22 protein-coding genes are annotated in these 24,366 nt (G+C 41.8%); 10 read left to right on the top strand and 12 right to left on the bottom strand.

Going from position 1 to position 24,366, the window contains the following annotated elements:
* Positions 1 to 66 precede the first annotated feature (66 nt).
* Positions 67 to 453: a DUF1830 domain-containing protein gene (locus V7L07_RS16370; protein ID WP_335059508.1), complete on the top strand. Its 387-nt coding sequence runs from the start codon at positions 67 to 69 to the stop codon at positions 451 to 453.
* Between the two features lie 196 nt (positions 454 to 649).
* Here V7L07_RS16370 and V7L07_RS16365 read toward each other — a convergent pair whose 3' ends face one another.
* The 3 genes from V7L07_RS16365 to V7L07_RS16355 all read right to left on the bottom strand — a co-directional run bounded on the left by V7L07_RS16365 (position 650) and on the right by V7L07_RS16355 (position 8,167).
* A complete protein-coding gene (locus tag V7L07_RS16365; RefSeq protein WP_335059507.1) occupies positions 650 to 3,349 on the bottom strand; it encodes a CHAT domain-containing protein in 2,700 nt (899 codons plus the stop codon).
* Between the two features lie 285 nt (positions 3,350 to 3,634).
* Entirely contained in the window at positions 3,635 to 5,368 is a 1,734-nt protein-coding gene (locus V7L07_RS16360) for a ShlB/FhaC/HecB family hemolysin secretion/activation protein (protein ID WP_335059505.1), read from the bottom strand.
* A 162-nt stretch (positions 5,369 to 5,530) separates the two neighbouring features.
* Complete coding sequence (locus V7L07_RS16355; protein WP_335059503.1) at positions 5,531 to 8,167, bottom strand: S-layer family protein; 2,637 nt, start codon at positions 8,165 to 8,167, stop codon at positions 5,531 to 5,533.
* Positions 8,168 to 8,308: 141 nt separating this feature from the next.
* Here V7L07_RS16355 and V7L07_RS16350 point away from each other — a divergent pair, with 141 nt between their 5' ends.
* Complete coding sequence (locus tag V7L07_RS16350; protein WP_335059502.1) at positions 8,309 to 8,827, top strand: COP23 domain-containing protein; 519 nt, start codon at positions 8,309 to 8,311, stop codon at positions 8,825 to 8,827.
* 106 nt (positions 8,828 to 8,933) lie between these two features.
* On the opposite strand, the gene V7L07_RS16345 is transcribed toward V7L07_RS16350, so the two are convergent.
* Complete coding sequence (locus tag V7L07_RS16345) at positions 8,934 to 10,940, bottom strand: tetratricopeptide repeat protein (RefSeq protein WP_335059500.1); 2,007 nt, start codon at positions 10,938 to 10,940, stop codon at positions 8,934 to 8,936.
* A gap of 327 nt (positions 10,941 to 11,267) precedes the next feature.
* Between V7L07_RS16345 and V7L07_RS16340 the strand changes: the two genes are divergently transcribed.
* From V7L07_RS16340 to V7L07_RS16330, 3 genes are all read left to right on the top strand, one after another.
* Positions 11,268 to 11,729, top strand: coding sequence for a DUF4079 domain-containing protein (locus V7L07_RS16340; protein ID WP_335059498.1), 462 nt, complete (start codon positions 11,268 to 11,270; stop codon positions 11,727 to 11,729).
* Between the two features lie 68 nt (positions 11,730 to 11,797).
* Entirely contained in the window at positions 11,798 to 12,364 is a 567-nt protein-coding gene (locus V7L07_RS16335; protein ID WP_335059496.1) for a hypothetical protein, read from the top strand.
* A 173-nt stretch (positions 12,365 to 12,537) separates the two neighbouring features.
* Complete coding sequence (locus V7L07_RS16330) at positions 12,538 to 13,311, top strand: ABC transporter ATP-binding protein (protein WP_335059494.1); 774 nt, start codon at positions 12,538 to 12,540, stop codon at positions 13,309 to 13,311.
* 89 nt (positions 13,312 to 13,400) lie between these two features.
* Here V7L07_RS16330 and V7L07_RS16325 read toward each other — a convergent pair whose 3' ends face one another.
* A complete protein-coding gene (locus V7L07_RS16325) occupies positions 13,401 to 14,174 on the bottom strand; it encodes a response regulator transcription factor (RefSeq protein ID WP_179067605.1) in 774 nt (257 codons plus the stop codon).
* Positions 14,175 to 14,758: 584 nt separating this feature from the next.
* On the opposite strand from V7L07_RS16325, the gene V7L07_RS16320 reads away from it, so the two are divergent.
* On the top strand, positions 14,759 to 15,007 hold the full coding sequence (locus V7L07_RS16320; protein ID WP_292743052.1) for a DUF6761 family protein: 249 nt from the start codon (positions 14,759 to 14,761) through the stop codon (positions 15,005 to 15,007).
* Between the two features lie 477 nt (positions 15,008 to 15,484).
* Here the strand turns inward: V7L07_RS16320 and grxD are convergent, their stop codons facing one another.
* The 7 genes from grxD to V7L07_RS16285 all read right to left on the bottom strand — a co-directional run bounded on the left by grxD (position 15,485) and on the right by V7L07_RS16285 (position 19,973).
* Entirely contained in the window at positions 15,485 to 15,808 is a 324-nt protein-coding gene (grxD, locus tag V7L07_RS16315; protein ID WP_335059492.1) for a Grx4 family monothiol glutaredoxin, read from the bottom strand.
* 105 nt (positions 15,809 to 15,913) lie between these two features.
* Positions 15,914 to 16,171, bottom strand: coding sequence for a BolA family protein (locus V7L07_RS16310; RefSeq protein ID WP_179067608.1), 258 nt, complete (start codon positions 16,169 to 16,171; stop codon positions 15,914 to 15,916).
* 239 nt (positions 16,172 to 16,410) lie between these two features.
* Complete coding sequence (locus V7L07_RS16305; RefSeq protein ID WP_335059490.1) at positions 16,411 to 17,019, bottom strand: hypothetical protein; 609 nt, start codon at positions 17,017 to 17,019, stop codon at positions 16,411 to 16,413.
* A 517-nt stretch (positions 17,020 to 17,536) separates the two neighbouring features.
* A complete protein-coding gene (locus tag V7L07_RS16300) occupies positions 17,537 to 18,292 on the bottom strand; it encodes a lysophospholipid acyltransferase family protein (protein WP_335059488.1) in 756 nt (251 codons plus the stop codon).
* A 113-nt stretch (positions 18,293 to 18,405) separates the two neighbouring features.
* Positions 18,406 to 18,891 carry a tRNA adenosine(34) deaminase TadA gene (gene tadA / locus V7L07_RS16295; RefSeq protein WP_292853655.1) on the bottom strand — a complete coding sequence of 162 codons (486 nt, stop codon included), beginning with the start codon at positions 18,889 to 18,891 and terminating at the stop codon, positions 18,406 to 18,408.
* A gap of 146 nt (positions 18,892 to 19,037) precedes the next feature.
* A complete protein-coding gene (gene grxC / locus V7L07_RS16290; RefSeq protein ID WP_335059486.1) occupies positions 19,038 to 19,352 on the bottom strand; it encodes a glutaredoxin 3 in 315 nt (104 codons plus the stop codon).
* 48 nt (positions 19,353 to 19,400) lie between these two features.
* Positions 19,401 to 19,973, bottom strand: coding sequence for a DUF981 family protein (locus tag V7L07_RS16285; RefSeq protein WP_335059483.1), 573 nt, complete (start codon positions 19,971 to 19,973; stop codon positions 19,401 to 19,403).
* A gap of 515 nt (positions 19,974 to 20,488) precedes the next feature.
* Here V7L07_RS16285 and glpX point away from each other — a divergent pair.
* From glpX to V7L07_RS16265, 4 genes are all read left to right on the top strand, one after another.
* Positions 20,489 to 21,526 (top strand): class II fructose-bisphosphatase, encoded by a 1,038-nt coding sequence (gene glpX, locus V7L07_RS16280; protein WP_335059481.1) that lies wholly within the window; start codon positions 20,489 to 20,491, stop codon positions 21,524 to 21,526.
* Positions 21,527 to 21,757: 231 nt separating this feature from the next.
* A complete protein-coding gene (locus V7L07_RS16275; protein WP_335059479.1) occupies positions 21,758 to 23,044 on the top strand; it encodes a glutamyl-tRNA reductase in 1,287 nt (428 codons plus the stop codon).
* Positions 23,045 to 23,149: 105 nt separating this feature from the next.
* The gene (locus tag V7L07_RS16270; RefSeq protein ID WP_335059477.1) at positions 23,150 to 23,710 is read left to right on the top strand and encodes a DUF2087 domain-containing protein; all 561 of its coding nucleotides are present in this window, start codon (positions 23,150 to 23,152) and stop codon (positions 23,708 to 23,710) included.
* Positions 23,711 to 23,756: 46 nt separating this feature from the next.
* The gene (locus V7L07_RS16265; RefSeq protein WP_179067617.1) at positions 23,757 to 24,347 is read left to right on the top strand and encodes a Uma2 family endonuclease; all 591 of its coding nucleotides are present in this window, start codon (positions 23,757 to 23,759) and stop codon (positions 24,345 to 24,347) included.
* The last annotated feature ends 19 nt before the right edge of the window (positions 24,348 to 24,366 follow it).

The raw sequence follows: 24,366 nt of genomic DNA, 5'->3' as shown, positions 1-24,366 counted from the left end.
GGGATCAGTGAGTGCTAGGCTTGGCTAGTGTAATGTAAAATTGTGGCGTAAAGCTCCTCAGCAGTTATGGCTCAAATATTAGATCCTCTACCACCTGAACAATCAGGAAAAATTCTCTGCTGCTACATTAATGCCACGAGCAAAATACAGGTAGCTCGCATCTGCAATATTCCCAACTGGTACTTTGAAAGGGTTGTTTTCCCTGGACAACGTTTAGTTTTTGAAGCTCCGCGAAAAGGTCAAGTGGAGATTCACACAGGGATGATGGCAAGTGCAATTTTATCCGATAAGATTCCGTGCGATCGCCTAATGCTCGAAGAACCCAGTACTTATGAGTTTAATACAGACTCATCAGATGGAAAAGACCCTATTAATACCAAATTAATGGTGCAGCAAATTAATACAAAAATCGGAGATACTACAAAACCCTTGCAAATCCTTGGTTTAGCATAGGTTGATTAAAAAAAAGAATTTTACTAAATTTCAGGGTTGCTAATTCAGCAGCCTTTTTTATTTATTGGGGATTGGGGATTGGGCATTGAAAAGAGGCAGAGGTGCAGGGTGCGGGGGGCGGAGGGGAAAACTCTTCTCTCTTGTTCCCTGCTACCTGCTCCCTCATCCCCCTCACCTCCCCCGAAACGTTCTCCTGCTATTGCCAATTTCCGACTAAAACATAAGGTGCCCAATAATAAGGATGAGGTGGTAAATTCTGCAACTCCTGAAAAGGTGGATTCAGTTTCAAAGATTCTAAAAGTGATAATTGAGCGTTCTTCAGAGCATCTGCTTGTTTTCCCTGTGGCTGTTTCAGGTCTTGGTAAAATTGACCCATAAATTTAGCGGTAGAAGCATCACCTACAGGCCAAAGAGTGGCAAGGGTGCTGCGTGCGCCTGAACGAACAGCCATCCCTGCCAAGCCTAAGACAGCTCGTTCATCACCAGTAGCAGTTTCACAGGCACTCAGCACCAATAATTCTACAGGTGTGCCTGGTTCTCTTAGCAAAGCACTCAACTCCTTAATACTGATACTTTTTCCATCCCCTGTAATAATAAAATTCTTCAGGGGATTAGAACTAAATAGCCCATGAGTGGCTAGGTGGATTACAGGAAAATTTGATTTCAACTGTTTTTGAATAGTTTTGACAGTAAACTCTTGATTGAGCAGCTTTTGGGAAGCAGGAAAAGTTTGTTTAATTTGGTCTAATTCCTTGGGAACATTCACCAGTGCGGCAAAAAATTCTCCTTGCACCTTCATTTGCTCGCTAACTCCAGCAGCTAACACCTTAAGTTCTTTCCTTTGCAATTGTTTAGGAGCGAGCAATTGTAGGCTGGGAACTAGGGCAAGGCTATATTTTTCAATCAGATAATTTTGTCCATCGTAGAGCGCAGCTATTGGTACTCTCTGCAATCTCCCATTTAGTACAAACACTAAACTCTTGATTTGTTTGGGATCTAGCTGTGTATCGAAAGGTTTAATTAGCCAGTTATAAACTTCTCCAAAAATTGGTAAAAGTTTCTGAAGATTTTCCTTTAATTCTTTGGGATTTGGGTTAGAAGTTGAGAGAATATTTCTTGCAGAGTTATTGATACTAACGTTGTCTAAATTATCGTAAAGCCGATCTAGAGTCTCATTAACTTCCTGTTCGCTAATCGGTATTACTACCTCCTGCAAAGGTTTTCCTGATACGGAAAGGATAACTTCTAAGCGATCTGGTAAAACAATCGGATAAATGACAGCTGCATTGGCATCAATATTATCAATTTGTAATGCGACATTTCCTGTTTCAGAACAGGGGTCTTGAAAAAAGTTATCTAGTTCTGCTAATTGCAGAGATTCTATCACCTGACGGGCAAATTCTAGGCGTTTTTGAGACTTTTTGGTTTCCGATTTTTCCTGTTTAATTTTAGGATTAGATACTATTAGCGCACTTAATTCGTTGTCACTCAAATTTGATTTCAACAACAAATCTGCTAATTCTAGATACACAGGTTTGACTTCTTGGAGAAAGTCAAACTGAACATCTTGATTGTTGGCGTTTAAATCGCTGCGTAGAGATTGGAGAGTATTAAAGGCGGCGGTATAAGCTGCGATCGCTCCTTTGATATCTCCCTGTTTCCGTAGTAAACTTCCTAACTGAGATTGCCAAAGATAAGTAATTTCTCTCGCATCACCACTGATATTTTGTTCTTGGGCTAACATCAGTGCTTGCTGTGTCAGTTTGGTTGCCTGATTTAACTGCCCTTGTTTGTGGTAAAGTTTGCCCAAATACCCTAGAGCGTAGGTTTCGGTTCGTTTATCCTGTAGAGTCCGTGACTGTTGTAGTGCATTTTTTAATAAAGGTTCAACGTTATTTATTGGGGCGCTTTGCATCAAAGAATCAGCAAAGTTAATTTGGGCATAGATGGCAGCACGACTGGGAGTAAGAGTAGTCAGGTTAGGTAGAATTTGATTTTGCAATGCTTGAGCATCTTGGCTCAACTGCAACTCTAACCCAGAGATAAAATCTTTCCCCCGTTGAATTAATTTAGTTTCCGAAAATCTTGACCAAGAAGTAATCCGGCGTTGCGTCTGTTCACCCCACCATCTTTTCATCTCCAGTAATAGCTGGAAGTGATTTAGTTGTGCCTGAACTTTCGGCAGTGGTGGGGCTGATGTTACCTTTGCTGCTTGAATATAGTAATAAACAGCTTGCTCGTAGGGCGCTAGAGCATCCAAGAGAGATTGGCGATCGATAATTTCTGTGACTGCATCATAGTCCCAGCGATCGCGGATTTGGTTGCCTAAGATCCGTTCGGTATTGCCTAAACTCAGTAGGACTGAGCTTGTTTCCGGCGATTCGGGAGTTGATGACAGACTTAACTGCAAGATTTCTTGCGACTTTTGTAATAACCCTTGTCTGCGTAAGACATCGCCGAGGCTATGCAAGCCAATCGCTTGAGTTAATGTCAGGGAATCACTCTTTTGAGTAAGGGTTTTCTGAAATTCCTCGATTTGGGTTTGGCTACAGTTAGGGTTTTTGATTGCAAAAGCTTCGAGTAAAGTATTGCAAGCTTTGGGGTACAATCCTAAATCTTGCAAAGCCTGGGATTTGTTGATTAGACTCTTAGTCATTCCGTCGCGATCGCCCACTTGTTCATAAGCCTTAGCCGCCGCTTGCCATAATTTTGCTGCTGCTTCTAATTCTCCGGCATTATACCGTTCTTCACCTTCTTTTGCTAAGGCTAGAGGAGTAGCAGCATTAGGATGTAAATTGGGGAGATTTGACCAAGCCGGCGCAGTGAAACTAGATAACAATCCTAATAAGGCTGAAAAGATAAAAATTAATAGACGACGGTACTTTTTATAAATCATACAATTTTGGATTTTAGATTGACTCCATGTCTTTTAGTCATTAGCTCTGCCATTTAATCTTAGATTTTATATTACACAGTTCAGTTAAGCTTCTCTTCCTTTGCGTCCTTTGCATCCTTTGCGGTTCGTTAAAAAAAGGATTTTAGCCTTAACTCAACCGTATTATTTTAGATTTTAGATTTATTATCGCGTTTAAATTCGGGAGCTTAAGACCTTTTTGGATTTATGATTCAAAATCCAAAATCCAAAATTTAAAATCTAAAATTCAGTCAGATGTTCCTGCATTCAAAATGCTTTGTATTCCATTTGAAAATACACCCCATTTTCTTGCCATGTGCGCTTGCTATTATCAATATTTATTAAAGGAATACCCCAATCTAGGCGGGCTGTGAATTTATCCCCCATTTGCCAAAGTAGTCCTAATCCTGAGCCTACTAAAGTGTTAGGGTCGGGATTTCCCCTGTCTGTATTCCAAACAGTACCAAAATCGATAAATGGTGCAACCTGTAAAGTCCCTTGCAGTTCTGGGAACCGGGCGACGGGTAGTCGTAATTCTGCGGAAGCAAAAATGCCGTTATCACTGAGTAAAACATCTTGGCGATAACCCCGCACTGTTCCTTGACCTCCCACACTAAATTGTTCGATGGAAAGTAGAGAACTAGTGGCCAATTGCACATTAGAACGCAGCAACAAAGTCGGAGCGATCGCTGGTTGTCCTTTTGCCTGACCGAGGAGGCGCAAATAGATCAGTTGTCCCCGCCAAAGGAAATATCTGCTATCTGGTTCGCTGTTATTTATTGTGGCGTTAAAAGCTCCAATCCCCAAATTAAACTCGGAACGAGCAGCTAAAACTTCTTGACGACTCCTCTGTAACCATTCTTGGGCGAAACTCAATTCTGATATCCGCGTTTCTCCTCGATCGTCAGCCCCAGGAAACAGAGGAAAATCTACTCCTTGAATTGAAGAATTACTTACCCGCCTAGCTGCGGTTAAACTCAGTGTAAGTTCTTGGCTGACTTCTGGGGTGGCTCTTTGCAGAATTGGCTGACGAAAAGATAATTCAAATTCCCGCGAATTTACTCCAACATCTAAATCATCAAAAGGAGGTTCAATAATTTTGTTGTCGGTAATTCGATAGTTGAAGCCAATAGTGCCATTTCGGGGATTGACTGGCAAGGTATAACCACCCTCAAAGCTATTGCTACCATCGGTATTTTTGTAGGTAAAATTCAAGCGATCGCCGATTCCCAAAAGGCTGGCTTCGGATAAGGTGATGCCGCGCTCAAAACTCCCAACGCTGGGGTTGCGGTTATTATTAATACTGAGTTGGGTACTAAAAGTTTTTGCTCCCTTGACTATCACGGCTAGGGAATTGACACCCGGTCTAGTACCGGCGGTGAGTTCGGCATCTAAACTTTCAATGAGGGGATTAAGTTGCAGCAGTTGCAAAGCTTCTTTGAGGCGGTTGATATTCAACGGTTTGGTAGTAGCGATCGCAATACGACTGCGGACATAATTTGAGTTCAACCGTCCTTTAATCACATTGACTTGAATATCTTCTAAGCTGCCTTCTACTACCTGAATTTTGATGATACCGGAACGAAACTCTTGACTGGGAATATATGCACCAGAGGTAATATACCCTTTTTTAACATACAACTCAGTAATTTGATTGGCAGCTTTGAGGAGTTCGGCAAAGGTAATTGGTTGTCCGGTAAAATTGGCGATCGCAGAGTTTAATTCCCCTTGGCTAAAGGCGGTATTACCAACAAACTCAAACTTTTGTACAGTGATACTACCTGGAATATCTAGTCCTTCTTCTGGGGTTGGTGGTACTGTCGGCTGTATTTGGATAGGTATGTTTGTTGGTGGTAGGGGATTAGCTGGCGGTTGTTCTGGGGGCTTTGGGGTTATAGGATTAATTGGCTGGGCAAAAGCATAATTTGTGTGATTTAGCAAGAGTATGAGGATCATGCAAGGAGATAAAAAAAATCTCCGTCGCCAAACACTTAATACCATTTTGGATTTTAGATTTTAGATTTTGGATTAGTCATTAGTCATTAGTTATTTTTCCCCCATTTTCCCATCTTCCCATCTCCCCAATCCCCATTACCCCTTATCCCCAGAGGGGACCCCACCTTCCCCAATCCCCAATCCAGCAGTACGCAACATAAAAAAGATTTAGTGACAATTCGATGATGTTAACCCAGAACCATAAGGAGTAGGATTAGGCGTTTGGCTGGCTAGAACTAGCACACCTTGGGCGTTAACATACCAACCTCTGGCTGGGGGTGGCAGTTGGGGAGTATTATTCACCTCTGTAGCAGCATTGGTATTAGCAGACTCAAAACTAATTAAAGCTCCGGTACTTAACTGTTCACTCGGTCGAGGTGGCAATCCTCCGCGTCCAGTGATGGTAAATTCGCTTCTATTTTGACTTGTTGTCCCTCGACAAGCCTGAGCTACTACCTGTTCTGGTTTAGCTACTTCTTGTGGTAAATCTATGACTTCAAAATTCCTTTCTGCCTCTGGCGTAATGATGCTAACTTGTCCGGCGACTCCCAATTGGGAACTAGCAGTAATCTGACAAGTTGGACACACAAAGAATCCTTTTGTATTGATACTGATATTTCCTCCCATACCCTGAAAAGCGTCGGCGGTAATCTGACTGCCTTCTAACAGCGTGACAAAATTGGCAGAACTAAAACCACCAATATTAATATTGCCTCCGTTACCGCTTCCTCCCGCAGTGGCAGATATCTGGCTGTTAGTACGCATTAGTAAGGAATTGGTTTGCAAGGATATGTTACCACCTTCACCTGATGCGGTAGAAGCAGATAATAAGGCGCGATCGCTAAGTCCTACATGACTCGCTGCGATCGTCAATCTTCCACCTGCTCCCGCACCAAAATTGTCGCTAGATATCTGACTATTACCGGATACCTCTAAAGAATTCTGGACTTGTAAATCAATGTTGCCACCTTGACCGCCTCTGGTAGCTGCTGTGATTCCACCTTGACTGTCTAGCAAAATAGAGCCAGCCTTCACCCACAACGTTCCAGCATTTCCAGTACCATCATTCCTCGCTGTCACCTGTGCGCCATCGTTAACAACCAATCGCCCAGTGTTAATTGTCACATCTCCAGAAGCTCCACTGGGCACAGGAGGTACTCTTAATAGCTGTTGCAAACTCGGATCAACGATGTTGGCTGAGGAGATGATCAAACTAGGATTTACGGAGCCTGGGACTTTGCCACTGACCTCTACACTGTCTTGAGCGTTAATAGTGACGCTACCAGCCGGGCCGCTGGCTAAGGTGGAAGCATCAACTCTACCACCGTCTTTGATCGTCAGACGTTGAGTATTAATTGTAACACTGCCAGCCTTTCCTGGCCCGGCAGTACCAGCAGTTATTTCGCTAGGGGTGAAAACCAATGGTGTAACACCGATCAATTCTACTAACTTCGAGGCATTTATAGTTACATTTCCACCTAAGCCAGTACCAGCAGTTATGGAGGCAATATTTCCTCCTGAAAGCGCAGTTAATTGCTGCGTTGAAACTGTCAGACTTCCGGCATTCCCAGTCCCAAAAGTTGCTGCCGTAATATTACTGAAGCGACTAGGGTTAATTGGTGAAAATCCTGACACTTCCAACAACTCACCAGCTTTAATATCAATATTCCCTCCAGCAGCAGGCGTGTAAGTAGCCGCAGAAATGGCTGCTCCATCCTGAATGACTAAGCGGGGGGTGTTAACAGTAATATCTCCACTTTTGCCACCGCCGAGAGTTTCTGTAAATAAGTTACTTGAAAGCTGTGCATTTGCTGTAGTGCCCACTAAGGATAAGGATTCAGAGGCGTTGACGTTAATTCCCCCTGATGATTGCGCTCCTTGGGTTTGAATTAACACGATTGAGCCATCGCGGATGGAAATGTTTCGCCCTTGCAACTGAATTGAGCCACTACCTGGGCCACTGGTATCTGCTAATGCCTTTTGAGATAAGGCAATATCTTGAAAGTTTGTTACCCCTTGATAACCTAAATTCCAGCCTTGAGGACTAGGGTTGAGACTTACGAAACCTCCTGCCACACTACCTAAATCAATGCGTCCACCCTCGGCTATGAGGGTTCCTCCCTCTGAAATAATTCCTCCTCCCACCAAGGCTAGGGTATTACCTGGCTGCACCTTTAGTCCGGCGGTGTTTCCCCTAGTAAAGGGTGAGAATATCGGACTTTGCAGACTGAGGTTATGCCCTTGACCTTGGATACTAATCCCTTGCGGATTTTGCCCAAATTGTAAACCTACTGGCACACTAATCGTTAGTCGCGGGGAAGAAGTTGAATCGGTAGCACTAAATTCTGCACCATCAGCAAATTTGAGGCTATCTGCCGTACTCGCCAAAAACGAGCCGCCAATATTGAGTTGAGCGTTAGCACCAAAGTTAATACCACTGGGATTGATAAGGATAAAATTAGCACCGTAGTTTTCTTTAATTAAGCCATCAATATTGGAAATTGAACCACCTGTAACTCGGCTAATGATGTTACTAATGTTGCTTAAAGCTGGGGTGTTACTGAAAAAAGCCTCGCCACCAGTGGGAACAGAAAATTCTCGAAAGCTATGGAAGAGGTTGCTACCGACTTGTGTTCCGCCTGTGATTAAAAAATCCAGCCCTGGCGTTGTCCCTGGTGAAACTACAGTTTGTCCATCGGGAAGTGTGTTATCTGAAGAAATTTGTGCTAGAACAGGAAAACCAGTAATTAGACAGCAGATATAAGCACTACTAGCAATTAAAATTTGGCGAAAGACTTGTTTCATTTTGAGTAGGGGAAAATCACCCCACGGAAAAATTATTTGAATGTTTTTTTAGTTGAACTTAAGTAAATTTAACTAAAAATGATATTATTATTGAGTTTATATTCCAGCCTGAATTTTGATCGAGAAGGGGGGTTAAGTAATATGAACAAGTGGCAGTCTTGGGTAAGTATGGGAGCAACCCCAATATTAACTCTGGGTTTTATAGTAGCAGTCTGTGTACCCAGTAGAGCTAACAATGTACAAATAACCTGCAAGACTACCGATAGTACACCAAAAGTAATTTTGAGTTTGGCTAAAAACGGAACTCCCGAAAATTACATGATGTTGAATTTTCTCCCGAAATATTTCTCAGCGGTGAGTGCTGTGCAAGATTGCCAGAATACAGCTAAAAGTTTACAGGCTGTCTATGATACGGGAAGTTCTAAGTATTTAACGGCTGATAAGCTTAACGAGCAAGCTGTTGTGTGTGCTGTAGAACGCAGAGGTATCGGTTGTAACCATTACAGTGCCCAGGTTTTATTTATTCTGAAACCGGTTGATAACCCCTCTCAGGCTTTATATGAAATGTTGGGTAGCGATTTTAAGCAAGCACAGCGTCCCGATGCTCGGACTCTTAGTCGTACTTACACAGACACCAGACCTTGGTGGTGGCCATTATAACTAGTACAACAAGGCGTAAATAAACCACCCATTTCAAATTAATGAAACGCTTACGCTGCATTCATTTTTAATTTTTAATTCCGCCTTGCGGTACTAGTATTACGAATTAGTAAATTACTTTCGCACAAGTTTCTTTTCCTCGTTTTGCGGGTTGGTAATTAGGTTTGAGCTTCAAAGCTTTATCGAAAGCCACGTTCGCTTTTTCGGTTTGCTGGAATTTACACAGGCTCAATCCCAAATAGTACCAGACCTCAGCTTTTTGAGTATCAGTTAGCTGATGATGATCTAGAAGAAAATAAAATTGTGCGATCGCTTGATCGTCTTGCTTTAAGCCTTGTAGCGCAATCCCTTTACCCCGTAAAGCTACAAAATATTGGTTATTGTATTTTAATGCCTGTTCGTAGGCTTTTAGAGAGCCTTCATAATCTTGTTTTTGCAATAAAACTTTACCTTGATAGCTAAAAGCAATGGCTAACTCTTTGGCGTTTGCATCTTTATGTTCAACTTCCCAAATTTGTTTTAAAAGCTCAATTCCTTGATTAATAGTATTAAGGGCTGCATCTGGTTGCTTTAGTGCTAGTAGTACTTCAGTTTTATTAATCCAGAATACAGGATCTTTAGAGTTGAGTATAATCGCTTTATCAAAAGCTGCGATCGCCTCCTGATATTGTTTGAGGTTATATAATGCTTCCCCTTTACAATTCCAGGCATAAACGGCTTCTGGATTAATGATAGTTGCAGTAGTGCATGATTCTAACATCTGGTTGTAGTCTTTGAGTCCAGCCAGTGCATAGCCTCGGTTAGTCCAAGATTGGTAATAATTGCTATCAAATTTTAAAAGGTTGTTATATTTTGCGATCGCTTGTTGATAATCTCCTTGCTGCAATAAAACATTACCTCGTTTGAAAGTTATTTCTACTTGTAACCATTTGAATACATTGAATCCAAAAAATATCAAACCAGAACCACAGACCATTAAACCAGCTATTGCTACCAATATCAAAAATCGTTTAGTTATTCTAGATTCAGGACGAGCAATGAGATTGCTGACATTCAAATTATTAGCTGGTGAGATGGTTGTATTGGCCAATGAGGCAGAAAGTATTTTCTCTAGCTCCAGGTTTACCCAATTGCGATTAAAAACTGCTTGGTAAATGCGGTTTCCAAGTTTGAGTTTGTCTTGTTCTTGGATTATTAATCCTATATCCAGAAGTTCAGCCTGTTCTAGACTATCTTCGGTTGGTAATTCGCCCTCTTGGCAAATTTGCTGGTACATTTCCAACAGAGATAACGGATCGCATTGCTGATTGTGGAGCATCCTTTCATGTATCTCTTGCAAATGCTCGGCGGCGACTTGAGTTTCCCAATTGTTAATCAAGTAGGTTTGTACTACTTGATTAACAATTGCTGCTTCTGCACCTGCGGCAATACGATCTGGCGATTCTGCAAGCAATTGACAAATTTTTTCAGTGAGAGTCGGTTGTCCATCTGTCCAGAATTGTACTTCTGCCATCAAAGCTTTCGGACAACTAGCTATTTCATCTAATTTGAATAATTCTATAGTACTAAGGCTAGAAACTCCTAACCCTGCTGATTCTTGCTCTCCCGAATTGAAAGTAAAAACTGAATACTCAATGGGGTTAGAGATTTTCAAATTGTTCTGCTGTGGTACTACCATTTTCAAATGCAGTTCTTTCTGCGCTAACCTGTGATTATTTGAAGTTTCTTCCTGTTGGTGCAGTTGGGATTCTAAAGCAAAATTCTCTAGAAAAAATTTAATCGTAGTAGGTTTCAACCAACCCTTAAGTACTGCTAATTCCCCAAAGCGAAGTTTATTTTGTGGTTGTTCAGTCAGGATAGTTGTGATTTGGTGCTTATCTAATAACCCAGCTTCTTCTAAATATTTACCTAAGGGTTGTTTTGGTTTATGCTCTACAAAAGCAGGCCACTCTTGAGAGAAAAAATCAGCCGTTTTTTGTTTAAGCCATCCATGCAATACTAGAATTTCACCAAGCTTCAACCCAGCAACTTGGGTCTGCTCTTTGAGAGCAATCTCTACCTGCTCAGATGAAATAAGGTCAGCCTGTTGTAAAACTTTACCAAGGGGCTTCATAATCAAAGAGAATATATGAAATTATGAAAGTAGAAAAACAGATTATTTTTTATTTGAGTTACCAAAGACTTATATTATCATTCATGTAGCAATTTTGACTATTCTAAATTTATTAATTAATACTAACTAATGCTTTATATAATGACGTTTGGGGTAAATATATCTGCGTTTAGGTCTGTACAGGCTGTGGATATGCTACATCTCATTTTTTGATTATCATTATTATTTAGCAAAGATTGGAGTCGGCGATCGCTGACAATTATTCAGTTTACATAGTTTGTGACCTTAACCGAACCCTATTGTCTCATCTCATCTACAATCATTCTTATGAATCTGCCTTCATTTCTTTGGTTGTGGAAAATAGCCGCCTGGTCAATGGGGTTATCCCTGCTGGCATATCTGATGCTAGCAGTCAGCGGTGTTTGGATGTTTCGGGCGAGAACTTCGCAAGAATTCCCTTTTATTACCCCATTTATGGGTGGAAATAAAGGGGTGCGATCGCTCCACTATACAATGGGCATCAGCATGGTAAGCTTAGTGTTACTACTGCTAGCGATCGGTATTGTTGGTACTTTAGGGCACTTTGGTTCTTTAGGTCACTCGTCACACTTAATCGCTGGATTGATCGTGGTAGCACTAGTTTTACTATCTGCTTTCAGCGCGACGCAAATTAGTGCTATACGACCTTGGGCTAGACCCTTACACATCGGCGTAAATATTATTCTGTTTGTAGGATTTGCCTGGGTATCCCTTACTGGTTGGATTGTAGTACAAAAGTATTTACCATGAAATACCACACATCAACTACCAGGGACATAGACCTACCCTACAATGAAGAAAAGCATTGTAATTGAGCCGTGACAGCAAACTCAGCCACTATCTCACCTTCTGTTTTTCGTCTGTCTCCCTTGATTCGGATAACATTACTGAGTCTATACATAGCACTCACAGTGCCATTACCCTTTTTATCGCAGGTAACAGCTGCACCCGTACCCCCAGAATTATTGTGGATAGGGATTAGCATCGGCTTAGTTGCCTTGTATGCAGTATTGACAGAACAAGTAATAGTAGATAACCAGGGAATTAAAGTTACTTACCCCGCCTGGGTGCCTAGTTTTTTTCGTAAAGGCTGGTTTTTACCTTGGTCAGATATCAAAGAGTTAAAACCCCGCAGCACCGGTCAAGGAGGTTTAGTTTATTACTTCCTCAGCCAAGATGGCAAAGCTTATTTACTACCAATGCGTGTAGCTGGATTTGCCCGTCTAGTGCAAATTGTCCAAGCAAAAACGAGCATTGATACTATAGATGTTCGCCCTTTAGCACAGCCGTGGATGTACCTGATTTTACTAGTATTCACACTGCTGCTACTATTAGTCGATAGCTGGGCGATCGTTACAGCCTTAACTACCAAACAATTAACTTAAAATTGGATATGGGGCATAGGGCATTGAAAAGAGGCAGAGGGGCGGGGTGCGGAGGGGAAAACTCTTCTCCCTTGCTCCCCAATCCCCAATCCCCAATCCCCAGTCCCCAATCCCCATTACCCCTTATCCCCAGAGGGGACCCCACCTTCCCCAATCCCCAATCCCCAGTCTCCTTGAATACAGCAAAAGCCACACTCAGGCTAGAGCAAGTTAATCTGTTTACAAAGCTGAAAACCCAACTTCCTGGCAATCAACAGGGATACCCGATATTGCAGGATATTTCCTTAGAAGTATTCCAGAGCGATCGCATTGCCATTGTAGGCTCAGTAGGCGCTGGGAAAACTTCGTTATTATGCCTCCTCAACCGCTTAATTGAACCCACGAGTGGTAAACTCTATCTAGAAAATCAAGAATATCGCCACATTCCTGTCATCCAGCTACGGCAGATGCTTGTACTTGTATTGCAAGAGTCAAAGCTGTTGGGGATGACAGTTGGGCAAGCCTTGGCTTATCCTTTAGTTTTGCGTGGTTTACCCAAACAGACAATTCAGCAACGAATCAATCATTGGACAGAACAAATCCAGATTCCCAATGAATGGTTAGGGCGAACAGAGGTACAGCTTTCTGCCGGACAAAGACAACTAGTAGCGATCGCTCGTGCCTTAGTCATCCAGCCTAAAATATTATTATTAGACGAGCCAACCTCTGCCCTAGATGCTGGTACAGCTTCTCATCTAATGCAGGTACTAACCCAGTTGAGTCAAACTCATCAAACCACAATTCTGATGGTAAATCACCAACTGGAACTAGCCCAGATGTTTTGTACTCGATTATTACATCTACAACAAGGTCATTTATTCGCAAATCAAAGAGTGTCTGAGATAGACTGGGTTGAATTACGAAAAAGCTTGATTAAAGCAGAAGCTCAAGACGATTTTGGATTTTAAATTTTGGATGGATATTGGGTATTAGGTATTAGATATTAGGTATAAATGTTCCCACTTCCCAGTCCCCAGTCCCCAGTCCCCAGTCCCCATCACACTTGACTACTACTAAGTGTTGAACGTTGATTATTAAATCTCTCTCTTGCTAACTTTGTTGTTTGTGACTGTGAAATGTTGGTATTCAAAATTTCCATATTAAAACGGTATCCAACATTACGGATAGTTTGAATCAAATTAGGTTGCCGGGGGTCAAGTTCAACCTTTTTCCGCAGCGATAAAACGTGAGTATCAATGGTACGAGGGTTATCAATAGCGTCCGGCCAAGCACGACGCAATAATTCCGACCTACTTAGAGGTACTCCCCCAGCTTGTGCTAAAACGTACAGCAAACTGAATTCCTGGGGCGTTAAGTCAATGAACTCCCCCTGAAAACGGACGCGGCGCTGAACTAAATCGATTTGCAAAGTGCCATAATCCAAATAAGCTGGTGCAGTAGGTGTGCGCTTCCGGCGAATTAGTGCCTCTACCCGTGCCAAAAACTCTTGCATCCCAAAAGGTTTGCTCAAGTAATCATCTGCACCCGCCTTTAAACCTGCAACGATATCAGCTTCACTATTACGAGCAGATAGCATTAAGATTAGAGGCTGTTGCTGACGATGCAACCAACGACAAAACTCAATGCCATCACCATCAGGTAGGTCTGCATCTAAAATTACCAGTGTTGGTTGATGGCTTAAAAATACTTCCCTTGCTTGATAAATACTGGCAGCTTGATGCACACGGTATTCCAGTTGTTGCAAGTGCCAACCCAACAACGACCTCAGATGGGGATTCCCCTCAATGATTTCTATACAAACCGAACCCACGGTGGCAAGACCCCTTAGCGTCTGATGACTTTCAAAGTAACAAGCCCATCTCTAAGGTTTTGTAGCCTTTGTTACTTCAATTGCGATTAACTTTACATTTCCTAATAAAAAGGGTGTCAATATCTTTAATTTATGCCTTGCCGAAAGGGTATTAGAAATATTATTAAATTTTTATTAAATTTATCGAAAGTGTTGTTAGACTTAGTCAAAAGTTCTTTTAGCGTAACATTTGCATGGAAATGGATGTAATGTGGCAAATATCCATAACCTAACCAGCTAACCGTTAATACAACCGCTTTTCAACCTGATGGCAAAAGTAGATTTTTTCACCAAAATTAGTACCTACATCCAGGAATATAACACCAATACAATTGGGCTGTTGATCGTGAAAATTAGAAAAATAACTTAGCAGCTAACTAGAATCGATGTTTTCTGGAATAGGATTAAAGTAGCTTGTAGCTGCTACGAGGGTACTACCCAAAGTAGATGTGTTGACTTTGAGTTAATGCCAAAGTGAAATTACAGTTCACTTTCGAGCGTGAATCATTTACAATTCTCATTCCAAAGAGATTAATACAGCAGTTATGCTCCAAGACACACAAACCATCCGCTATTACCAAAGACTTACCGATGCCTTCATCGAACTATGGAATCGCGGTTATCGCACGGATGATATGCGGATGTATTTGGATGGATATCTAGCCGCACTGCGACATAGCAATGTCATTGAACCTTTCCTGATTCATCGCCTAGAAGAGGAAGCCAGCCGCTACTTGTACGATGGGTCAAATTTTGCAGTGCCGCAACCACAGCCACAGCCAGATTACTACTAAGTACCATTTACTTGGTCATTGATAGTAACCGCTAATTACCGCAGATAATTATAGCATATTATCTGTATTGGTCAACGGGTTGCCGTGGTGTGAGATTTTGGAGATATTGTATTGATTAAACGCGTCCCCTCAGCCCCATATTGGTCTTGCCAATGTGACTGAGGGGATTGTTGACGTAACCATAAATGCATTTGGGTTAAGACTTAATCCTCCCTAACTCTTCTTAAAGTGGAATTAAAGCAAAAATTTTTTTAATACCCTGATTTTGTCAAGAGTATGAGTGAGAAATTTAGGGAAGTTAGTAATTGAAAAATTATTATCTCAACGAGTCAATCTATTTTTGTCAGAAACCTATTAAAAAACCTTGAAAGGGGAGATATAGTATTTCCCATTTCAAGGATATTAAAAATAATACATTGCCTTGATTACAAAGCGCTAATTCAGTAGTACACCCTCTAGTTTGTTGTAAACAGGACGTTATGAGGCTATAGCTACTTCTACCTTTTCTTGCAATTCCCCTTTCTGGTACAGTTCAATCAAGATGTCAGAACCACCAACGAATTCACCATTGATATAAACTTGGGGAATTGTGGGCCAGTTAGAGTATTCTTTAATTCCCTGACGAATTTCAAAGTCTGATAGAACGTCAATTGTCTCGAAGGGAACTCCCAAGGTATTGAGAATCTGCACAACGTTGTTGGAGAAACCACATTGAGGCATTAACTTGTTTCCCTTCATGAAAACCAAAATCTTGTTATCTTTTACCAACTTATCAATTTTGTCTTTGAGTTCTGGCGTCATGGTATTTGTGTTTCCTATGTTGCATTAAGAGAGTGAGGAGTGAAGAGTAAGGAGTGAGGGGTTAAAAATTCATAATTCATAACTCCTAACTCATAACTCATAACTTTAGGAACTTGCTGTTGCTTGCCATGCTTCAGGAGTGTATGTTTTTAATGCCAAGGCATGAATCGCTTCAGTTGACATAGCTTGTCCCAACGCACCATAAATTAACTGATGCTGTTGCACTAGTCCTTTACCTGCAAAGCGCGATGAAACTACTGTCACCTGATAGTGGTCTCCGCCACCAGTCAAGTCTTGCACCTGAACCTGGGCGTCTGGCAGTTCCGCCTTGATCATTGCCTCAACCTGCTGCGGACTAATCATCGCAATTCCTGAAAAAACTTACTTTTCTATTATTAACAGATATAGAGCAAATACCTGTGCCAATTTCAGGTTTTAGCAAGGACAGTAATAAATGCGCCTCTGAGGTATATTTTTGAGAGCGCTAGGAAAGCTATGGCAGATAATCTTATCCTAGCACTAGGCGTTCTACGGTGCTGTTCAGGGAGAGAAGGATGTGAAAAATGAGGGAGATGGGGAAAAGCAGGTAACAAAAATTTAATTTATTTTTTTTGGGATGAGGAAGATGAATTACCACCTTCTTTGGGATAGGGAGAATCGACAAAACCCAATTCAAACAACTGTTTATAGGCTTTCTTGCCTAAATCCCGCGTTGGATTTTGACTCTTAATTATTTGAATCAACAACGGTACAGCTAATTCTGGCTGATTTTGTGCGCGATGTACCAATGCTAGCTGAAAGGTGGCTTCGTCTCGTTTTTGGGCTGTTAATAGAGCTTTTTGACGCTGAGAATCAGAAACTCTATTGTCAATTCCCGAAAAGCTAGAATTTAACTCTTGATAAAAATTAGATAGCTGATTATAAACCTGACGTGCTTCTTGCAGTTTCTTGGCAGCTAAGGGGTAGTTTTGAGCAGAAACGGCTTGTTCTGCCTCTTTTACTAAGCGATCGCCTCCTGCAATGCTCAAAAGGCTGTTACTTTCGGTTACGGGGCGAAGATTATTAGGATCGTTGGGATCAATGGGTTGTGGTTGGCTGGTAGTGCCTGGTAACTGTGGTACCTGAGCATTCACAGGTGATAGCAGACTGAGGACTGCTATGACTGATAAAACAGTACGGTGCATCAAGGTAACAGCGGCAGCAGTGTTCATGGGATCAATTAGTGCGACAACTAGATAAAAGAGTTATGGAAACTTCGGGTATCTTAACTCTGTTTTGGTCTTGGACAAAGCAAAGTTACATCCTAAGTATCTCTGATTTAGACTAAAAATCGGTTTAATAGAGTTCCCATTACCCCTGTATACCAATTAACGTCTATCGCAGCGATCGGCGATACCTATAGTAGACTGCTTAATTACCGACTTTTTTCCCCAGTAATATCTCAGGTTAACGTGAATTCGATTGCTTATATAATATCTACCCAATTTGCTCAATCAAAAAACCTCTAAGAAGGTTTTACTACGCAAAACCGTCCCTCTCCGACTCGGAGAGGGACAGACTTGAACTTTAGTTCAAGGCAGGGAGAGGTTCGTCGAATTCACGTCAGGTTAACTAGGATATTTGGCAGGATAATTTTCCCAAAGCACTGCTTGAAGTATTTGCATAGGCATCGCACCAATCCAGTCCACGCTTCCGAAAATTTTGTTTTTAACAGTAATATTTATGACATTAAGAATTAGTAATTTCTGCGAATGAGTGATTAGTAACTTTTGTTTCTTGATGACTTAATTGTTGGAGTGCCTTGACTAAATCAGCTGTAATGCTTTTGGCATCTTGTTTTATACAGCCATTCATGTAATCCCTGACTCTGATTGGGGAACCAATGTCAATACTCACATCTGTACCCCAATTGGGATAAGGTTGGCTGTAATTAATGCCTATAGGTATAATTTTCACTCCCAGCCCCGAATGACTAGATTCAGCATTCAAAGCAAGACGAGCAATTCCTGGTTTCAATTGGTGAACTTGACCATCACGAAAAATGTTACCTTCTGGAAAGATTACCAGGGTTTTTTGCTGCTGAAGTAGCTCGACTCCATGTCGCAGCGTGCGGATTGATGGATGCTTTGAATTTACAGGAAACCCACCCAAACGTCGGACAAACCAGCCTTGCAAACCTTGGCATTCGTCAATCGTCACCATAAACCGCAAGTCTTGTTTTCTCAGAGAAGCGGTAGCATAGGGTACGAGCAAGGCATCCCAACGCGCCCGATGGGTAGGCGCAAGGATCACAGGCCCAGTTGTGGGGATATTTTTTTGTCCGGTTATTCTAATTTGTCCAAAGAATAATGGTAATAGGCAGTGACGCCCTAATAAATGTGCCAGAGGACTTAACCAAGGAGAAACCCTTGAGGTAGCGCTATCTACCTGAGGATTTGCTGGTGTGCGCTGGCAGTTATCGGATGAAGAATAAAATTCCATCATGACGGATGCAGCTGATTGACAGGTAAAAATTTAACGAAAAGTCTGATTAGTTACACCGTAGATTCTCTTGCGTGAATTGTGCCGTACTAGATGGACAGTTTTACCTCTGTCCGTTATTTTCCCCGACGCCGCCTAGTGGCAAACCACGCCTGTAATTGCTGACGACAAGCTGACTCCAGAATGCCTCCGATTACTTGTAAGCGGTGATTTGAAGCAGCGCTATCGGGTATGTTAATAACTGTACGAATTGCGCCAGTTTTTGTATCGTCTACTCCATATACAAGTAGTCCTAGACGCGCTTGCAAAATAGCACCTGCACACATCGGACAAGGTTCGAGAGTTACGTAGAGGGTGCATTCATTAAGATGCCAATTTTGTAAAGTTGTTGCAGCTGTCTTGAGAGCGAGAATTTCCGCATGAGCGGTAGGATCTTTGTCGCGCTCTTTTCTGTTTTCTCCTTGTGCTAGCAATTTGCCTGTTGAATCAATGATAACAGCACCGACAGGGATTTCACCTGCATCACCTGCGGTTTTTGCTAATTCTACGGCACAACTCATCCATTTTTGATGTATAAGATATTCTGTATACTTAGTTAGCATCTTCTTATCAATGCATGATGTGCAACTTAATATTCTGACCTCTCTCCAAATCACCAATACTGTTTGGTTAAGGCAAGAGACGCGATGAATCGCCATCTCTACAATAATCTTTAATAATCTTTTGTCTTGACGGCGATTTATCGCGTCTAAATAGCGGCTTGGGCTAAAAGGGGATCGAGTTGACTTTGTGTGTCTAGTTGATAAAGGTCATCGCAGCCGCCAATATGCTGGTTATTGATAAAAATTTGTGGTACTGTACGGCGATCGTTAGCGCGTTCTGCCATTTTGGCTCTGGCTGATTCGTCGCCGTCGATTTTGTATTCAGTAAAATCTACACCTTTCCACCACAGTAGTATTTTGGCACGAATGCAGTAGGGACAACTTTGCCATGTGTAAAGTTCGACGTTGGCTTTGACTCGCTCTGGATGGCGATTTAAAAGGGGATTAAGAAAGTCCAGCATATTGATCTTAAGCAAGGTTTTAACTATGTCTCTAGCCTAGATCATTCATTACCGCATTGGCGCTGGAACCCACTTTTGGAAACTCTCTAAATGATTCCAGTAAGATAAATATCCAGTCAATGCCCAAATTAAGGCCGCTACTATCAGCACTGCTACGCCAATTAGCCGCCAGGTTCGGTTGGTTTTCCAATAGAGAGTTGGCGCGGCAAAAATCCCACCTAAGCCAGTTAAAATAAAGCCGATTCCCGATAAAAGCGGTTGCTTGGTCAAATTCAAGTTGATGATGCGGATACCGACTACGATCGCAACTGCACCAGCAAAGAAGCCGTAAATTGCTATTGTCAATAAATCCCAATTTTGAGCCAGGGCGATCGCCGCTGCAATAAACAAGATTCCAAATAGTACACTTGTCTCACCAAAAGCAATGTTAAAGCTCCCGATAACTGGCCAGGTGAAGCTCATGTGTAAACCAGTTGTGAGTGCGATCGCACCCGTAATTCCAAAACCCGGAATCCACTGTTTTTGATTAGAACTATCTATACCACGATACACATAGTCAGCTAGTAGAAATAAGCCAGCCACCATGTTAATTAACATGAGGGTGATGTAGTCGATAAACACGATTAACCTCTGAATTTAACAAGTCGCGGCGTTCCTCCCCCATCAACTTTTATGTATGGTGGGGGAGGGAACGCCTCTCCGGTACTGGGGACTGGGAAAAAGTTTTTTAAAATTTAGTGGTGGGTAAGAGCAAGCACCATAATTTTAAGGGTTTGATACCCAATCCCTAATCCCTAATCCCCAGTCCCCAGTCCCTTTTACAAAACTCTTTACTCTGCACCTCGTTTTTCAGTTTTTAGTGAATCTACCAGCTTTTTTATTAATTATTTTATACCTCAAGATAGATACTGAAGAACTGCTACCCATTTGTAACAGTTTTTAACTTAGTTAATTTTGAACACGCTTTATACTGAAGTACTAAGGGTAAAAAACAAGAATGTCTTAAATGGCACTTTTATAACGAGTTAGCAGTAAAACTTAACTTTCTTCCACGTGTATCCGCCCTTTGGTAGACTTGAGAACTGAAATAGGCAGATGAAACGACGCAAATTCAAGCAGATGAGAGGGCTGACTCTGTGGAAAATACACTTGGTTTAGAAATTATTGAAGTAGTAGAGCAAGCCGCGATCGCATCCGCAAAGTGGATGGGGAAAGGCGAAAAAAATATCGCTGACCAGGTAGCTGTGGAAGCTATGCGGGAACGGATGAATAAAATCCACATGCGTGGTCGCATCGTGATCGGGGAAGGCGAACGCGACGACGCACCGATGCTATACATCGGGGAAGAAGTTGGTATCTGTACCCAACCAAATGCTGAAAGCTTCTGTAACCCAGATGAACTAATTGAAATTGATATCGCAGTTGACCCCTGTGAAGGTACGAACTTGGTAGCTTATGGACAACCTGGTTCGATGGCTGTGTTGGCAATTTCTGAAAAGGGCGGATTATTTGCTGCTCCTGACTTTTACATGAAGAAGTTAGCAGCACCTCCCGCAGCTAAAGGCAAGGTAGACATCAACAAGTCAGCCACAGAAAACCTGAAGATTCTCTCTGAGGTTTTAGACCGGGGTATTGATGAACTTGTAGTAGTAGTCATGAAACGCGAACGCCATAACGACTTAATTAAAGAAATTCGTGAGGCTGGAGCGAGAGTTGCCCTAATTTCCGATGGTGATGTGGGTGCAGCTATCAGCTGTGGTTTTGCTGGAACTAATATCCACGCGCTGATGGGTATCGGTGCGGCTCCTGAAGGTGTAATCTCGGCAGCAGCTATGCGTGCTTTGGGTGGACATTTCCAAGGTCAACTGATCTACGATCCAGCAGTCGTAAAAACAGGTCTGATTGGAGAAAGCAGAGAAGCCAATATCGATCGCTTAAAGTCTATGAATATCAATGACCCCGATAAGGTCTATGATTCTCATGAACTAGCATCTGGTAAAACTATTCTGTTTGCTGCTAGCGGCATTACCAGTGGTAATCTCATGCAGGGTGTACGTTTCTTCAAGGACGGGGCAAGAACTCAAAGCTTGGTAATTTCTAACCAGTCAAAAACTGCTCGATTTGTTGACACAATTCACTTGTTTGGTGAACCAAAAGTTCTCCAACTGAACTAATTTTTAGGGAATGGGGAATGGTAAAAGTAGGGGCGAAGCATAAGGAAAAAATATTTCTATAAAACGGAAAAATAGTCACCAAAATGCTTTTCCTTTACAGTAGTTAGTAGTTAGTAGTTAGTGATTAATTGTTGGTTGAAAAACTATCAACAAATAAAAAAAAATTCCCCATTCCCTATTCTCACTTAATGCCAGATTGCCAACTACCAACTAGTAACTACGATTTAGCAAATGAATATAGCAGTGGTGGGGTTAAGCCATAAGACAGCCCCAGTAGAAGTCCGGGAAAAACTGAGCATTCCAGAATCACAAATTGAAAGTGCGATCGCTCAGTTGGCCAGCTATCCCCATATTGATGAAGTTGCAATTCTTAGCACTTGTAACCGCCTGGAAATCTATATTGTTACCAGTGAAGCAGACCAAGGTATCCGAGAAGTAACGCAGTTTCTTGCAGAATTTAGTAAATTACCCGTGCTTTCTCTACGACAACACTTGTTTATGTTGCTCCATGATGATGCCGTGATGCACGTTATGCGGGTAGCTGGTGGTTTAGATAGTCTAGTACTCGGAGAAGGTCAAATTCTGGCTCAGGTGAAGACTACTCACAAACTGGGACAGCAATATAGCGGTATAAAAACCATTTTGAATCGATTATTTAAACAAGCGCTAACAGCTGGTAAGCGGGTTCGCACTGAAACTAGTATTGGTACTGGCGCTGTCTCGATCAGTTCGGCAGCTGTGGAGTTAGCACAGATAAAAGTGGCAAATTTAGCTGCTTGTCGAGTGGTAATTTTGGGTGCTGGTAAAATGTCGCGGTTGCTGGTGCAACACCTACTTTCTAAAGGTGCTGTACAAATTAGTATTGTAAATCGCTCTCGCGATCGCGCCCAAGAATTAGCCAAGCAGTTCCCTCAGCAATCGATCCAAATTCATCCACTGTCGGAAATGATGGGAGTAATTGCCGATAGTGATTTGGTGTTTACCAGTACTTCGGCAACAGAGCCAATACTTGACCGCGCCAAATTGGAGATGGTTTTAGAAGTTCAGCGCTCTTTAATGTTATTTGATATTTCTGTGCCGCGTAATGTTCATGTGGATGTTAATGAATTAGAAAACGTGCAGGCGTTTAATGTGGATGATTTGAAGGCAGTAGTAGCGCAAAACTACGAAAGTCGTCGCAAGATTGCACAGGAAGCCGAGCGACTTTTAGAGGAAGAAGTGGAAGCCTTTGATATTTGGTGGCGCAGTCTGGAAACTGTTACCACTATTAGCTGTCTGCGAAATAAAGTCGAAACCATCCGCGAACAAGAGTTAGAAAAAGCTTTGTCGAGATTGGGTTCGGAATTTGCCGACAAACATCAAGAGGTGATTGAAGCATTAACGCGGGGAATTGTCAATAAAATTTTACATGACCCGATGGTGCAATTGCGATCGCAGCAAGATGTGGAAGCCAGAAGGCGCTGTATGCAAACTCTGCAAATGCTGTTCAACCTCGATGCAGAGGAACAGTTTAGTTAAATTAAACAACAAGTTAGATCCCCGACTTCGTAAAAGTTGTCGGGGATCTTTTGTTTTAAATTAGATATACTTCTAATTAGATATCTATCTAATTAGAAGTTAGTTATGCAACCAGAGCAATTTAACATCTTACTGCGCTTTTTCAAGGCATTAGCGGATGATAGCCGATTGAAGATTGTAGGTATCCTGGCGAATCAGGAGTGTAGCGTCGAAGAATTGGCGGTGCTACTGCAACTCAAGGAACCGACAGTATCTCATCATTTAGGGAAACTAAAGGAGCTAAATTTGGTGACAATGCGTCCTGAAGGCAATAGCCGCCTATATCAATTGGATAGCGAGGCTTTGCAAAGCATCAGTAAGGAAATTTTTACACCTGAGAAAATAGCATCCTTGATTGAGGATGTGGATACTGAAGCTTGGGAAAGCAAAGTGTTGAAAAACTATTTCGAGGGCGGATACCTTAAGGAAATCCCTGCTAGTCGCAAAAAGCGCTTAGTAATTCTTAAGTGGTTAGCAAACCAGTTTGATGTAGGAATCAACTACCCTGAACGCCTTGTAAATGACATTCTCAAACGCTACCATCCTGACTGCGCCACCCTGCGACGGGAGTTGATTGCTTGCCAGTTAATGCAGCGAGAGGATGGGGTTTATTGGCGTATAACATAGGTATGAAAGATGAATAAGCAACCGCACAATCATAGGTCGTATTTTTATGCAGTTAGAAACACAAAAAATATATTACACACCTGAAGAGTATTTAGAAATTGAAGAAAAAGCAGAATATAAAAGCGAATACCGTGATGGAGAAATTGTACCGATGACGGGTGGCACTACAAATCATAATAAAATTGCTTTGAATTTAGCTGCATCCTTAAAAATTGCTTTAAGGCGTAAAAATTATGATGTTTATATTGGTGATGTACGTTTATGGATACCCCGTTATCGGCAGCATACGTATCCCGATGTGATGGTGATTGAGGGACAACCTATTTATACAGGAACTAGCACAACAACGGTTATGAACCCGATGTTAATTGCTGAAGTTTTATCTAAATCGACTAAAAATTATGACCAAGGCGATAAGTTTCTTTATTATCGCTCTATTCCCGAATTCAAGGAATATATTTTAATTGACCAATACCAGTATCATGTGATGCAGTATGTAAAAACTGCGGAAAGTCAATGGTCATTCACTGAACTTGAACATGAATCTGCAATTTTATCACTGCAAACAGTTGATTTTCAGATTGAATTGCGCGACCTTTATGAGCAAGTCAATTTTGCAGAAAATAACGAAGATTGAAACAATGATGTAATTGCGA

This window comes from Nostoc sp., from assembly GCF_036916985.1.
GTDB lineage: Bacteria > Cyanobacteriota > Cyanobacteriia > Cyanobacteriales > Nostocaceae > Nostoc.
The sequence above is the reverse complement of the archived record's forward strand: the minus strand, read 5'-3'. Positions and strand labels throughout refer to the sequence as shown.

Coding starts and splice junctions, on each gene's coding strand:
- grxC (WP_335059486.1), bottom strand. CDS start 19,352: ATGCTGGACTTTCTTAATCCCCTTTTAAATCGCCATCCAGAGCGAGTC.
- V7L07_RS16300 (WP_335059488.1), bottom strand. CDS start 18,292: ATGATGGAATTTTATTCTTCATCCGATAACTGCCAGCGCACACCAGCA.
- V7L07_RS16305 (WP_335059490.1), bottom strand. CDS start 17,019: ATGAACACTGCTGCCGCTGTTACCTTGATGCACCGTACTGTTTTATCA.
- V7L07_RS16320 (WP_292743052.1), top strand. CDS start 14,759: ATGCTCCAAGACACACAAACCATCCGCTATTACCAAAGACTTACCGAT.
- tadA (WP_292853655.1), bottom strand. CDS start 18,891: ATGCTAACTAAGTATACAGAATATCTTATACATCAAAAATGGATGAGT.
- V7L07_RS16270 (WP_335059477.1), top strand. CDS start 23,150: ATGCAACCAGAGCAATTTAACATCTTACTGCGCTTTTTCAAGGCATTA.
- V7L07_RS16350 (WP_335059502.1), top strand. CDS start 8,309: ATGAACAAGTGGCAGTCTTGGGTAAGTATGGGAGCAACCCCAATATTA.
- grxD (WP_335059492.1), bottom strand. CDS start 15,808: ATGACGCCAGAACTCAAAGACAAAATTGATAAGTTGGTAAAAGATAAC.
- V7L07_RS16355 (WP_335059503.1), bottom strand. CDS start 8,167: ATGAAACAAGTCTTTCGCCAAATTTTAATTGCTAGTAGTGCTTATATC.
- V7L07_RS16370 (WP_335059508.1), top strand. CDS start 67: ATGGCTCAAATATTAGATCCTCTACCACCTGAACAATCAGGAAAAATT.
- V7L07_RS16310 (WP_179067608.1), bottom strand. CDS start 16,171: ATGATTAGTCCGCAGCAGGTTGAGGCAATGATCAAGGCGGAACTGCCA.
- V7L07_RS16345 (WP_335059500.1), bottom strand. CDS start 10,940: ATGAAGCCCCTTGGTAAAGTTTTACAACAGGCTGACCTTATTTCATCT.
- V7L07_RS16340 (WP_335059498.1), top strand. CDS start 11,268: ATGAATCTGCCTTCATTTCTTTGGTTGTGGAAAATAGCCGCCTGGTCA.
- V7L07_RS16365 (WP_335059507.1), bottom strand. CDS start 3,349: ATGATTTATAAAAAGTACCGTCGTCTATTAATTTTTATCTTTTCAGCC.
- V7L07_RS16265 (WP_179067617.1), top strand. CDS start 23,757: ATGCAGTTAGAAACACAAAAAATATATTACACACCTGAAGAGTATTTA.
- V7L07_RS16275 (WP_335059479.1), top strand. CDS start 21,758: ATGAATATAGCAGTGGTGGGGTTAAGCCATAAGACAGCCCCAGTAGAA.
- V7L07_RS16360 (WP_335059505.1), bottom strand. CDS start 5,368: ATGGTATTAAGTGTTTGGCGACGGAGATTTTTTTTATCTCCTTGCATG.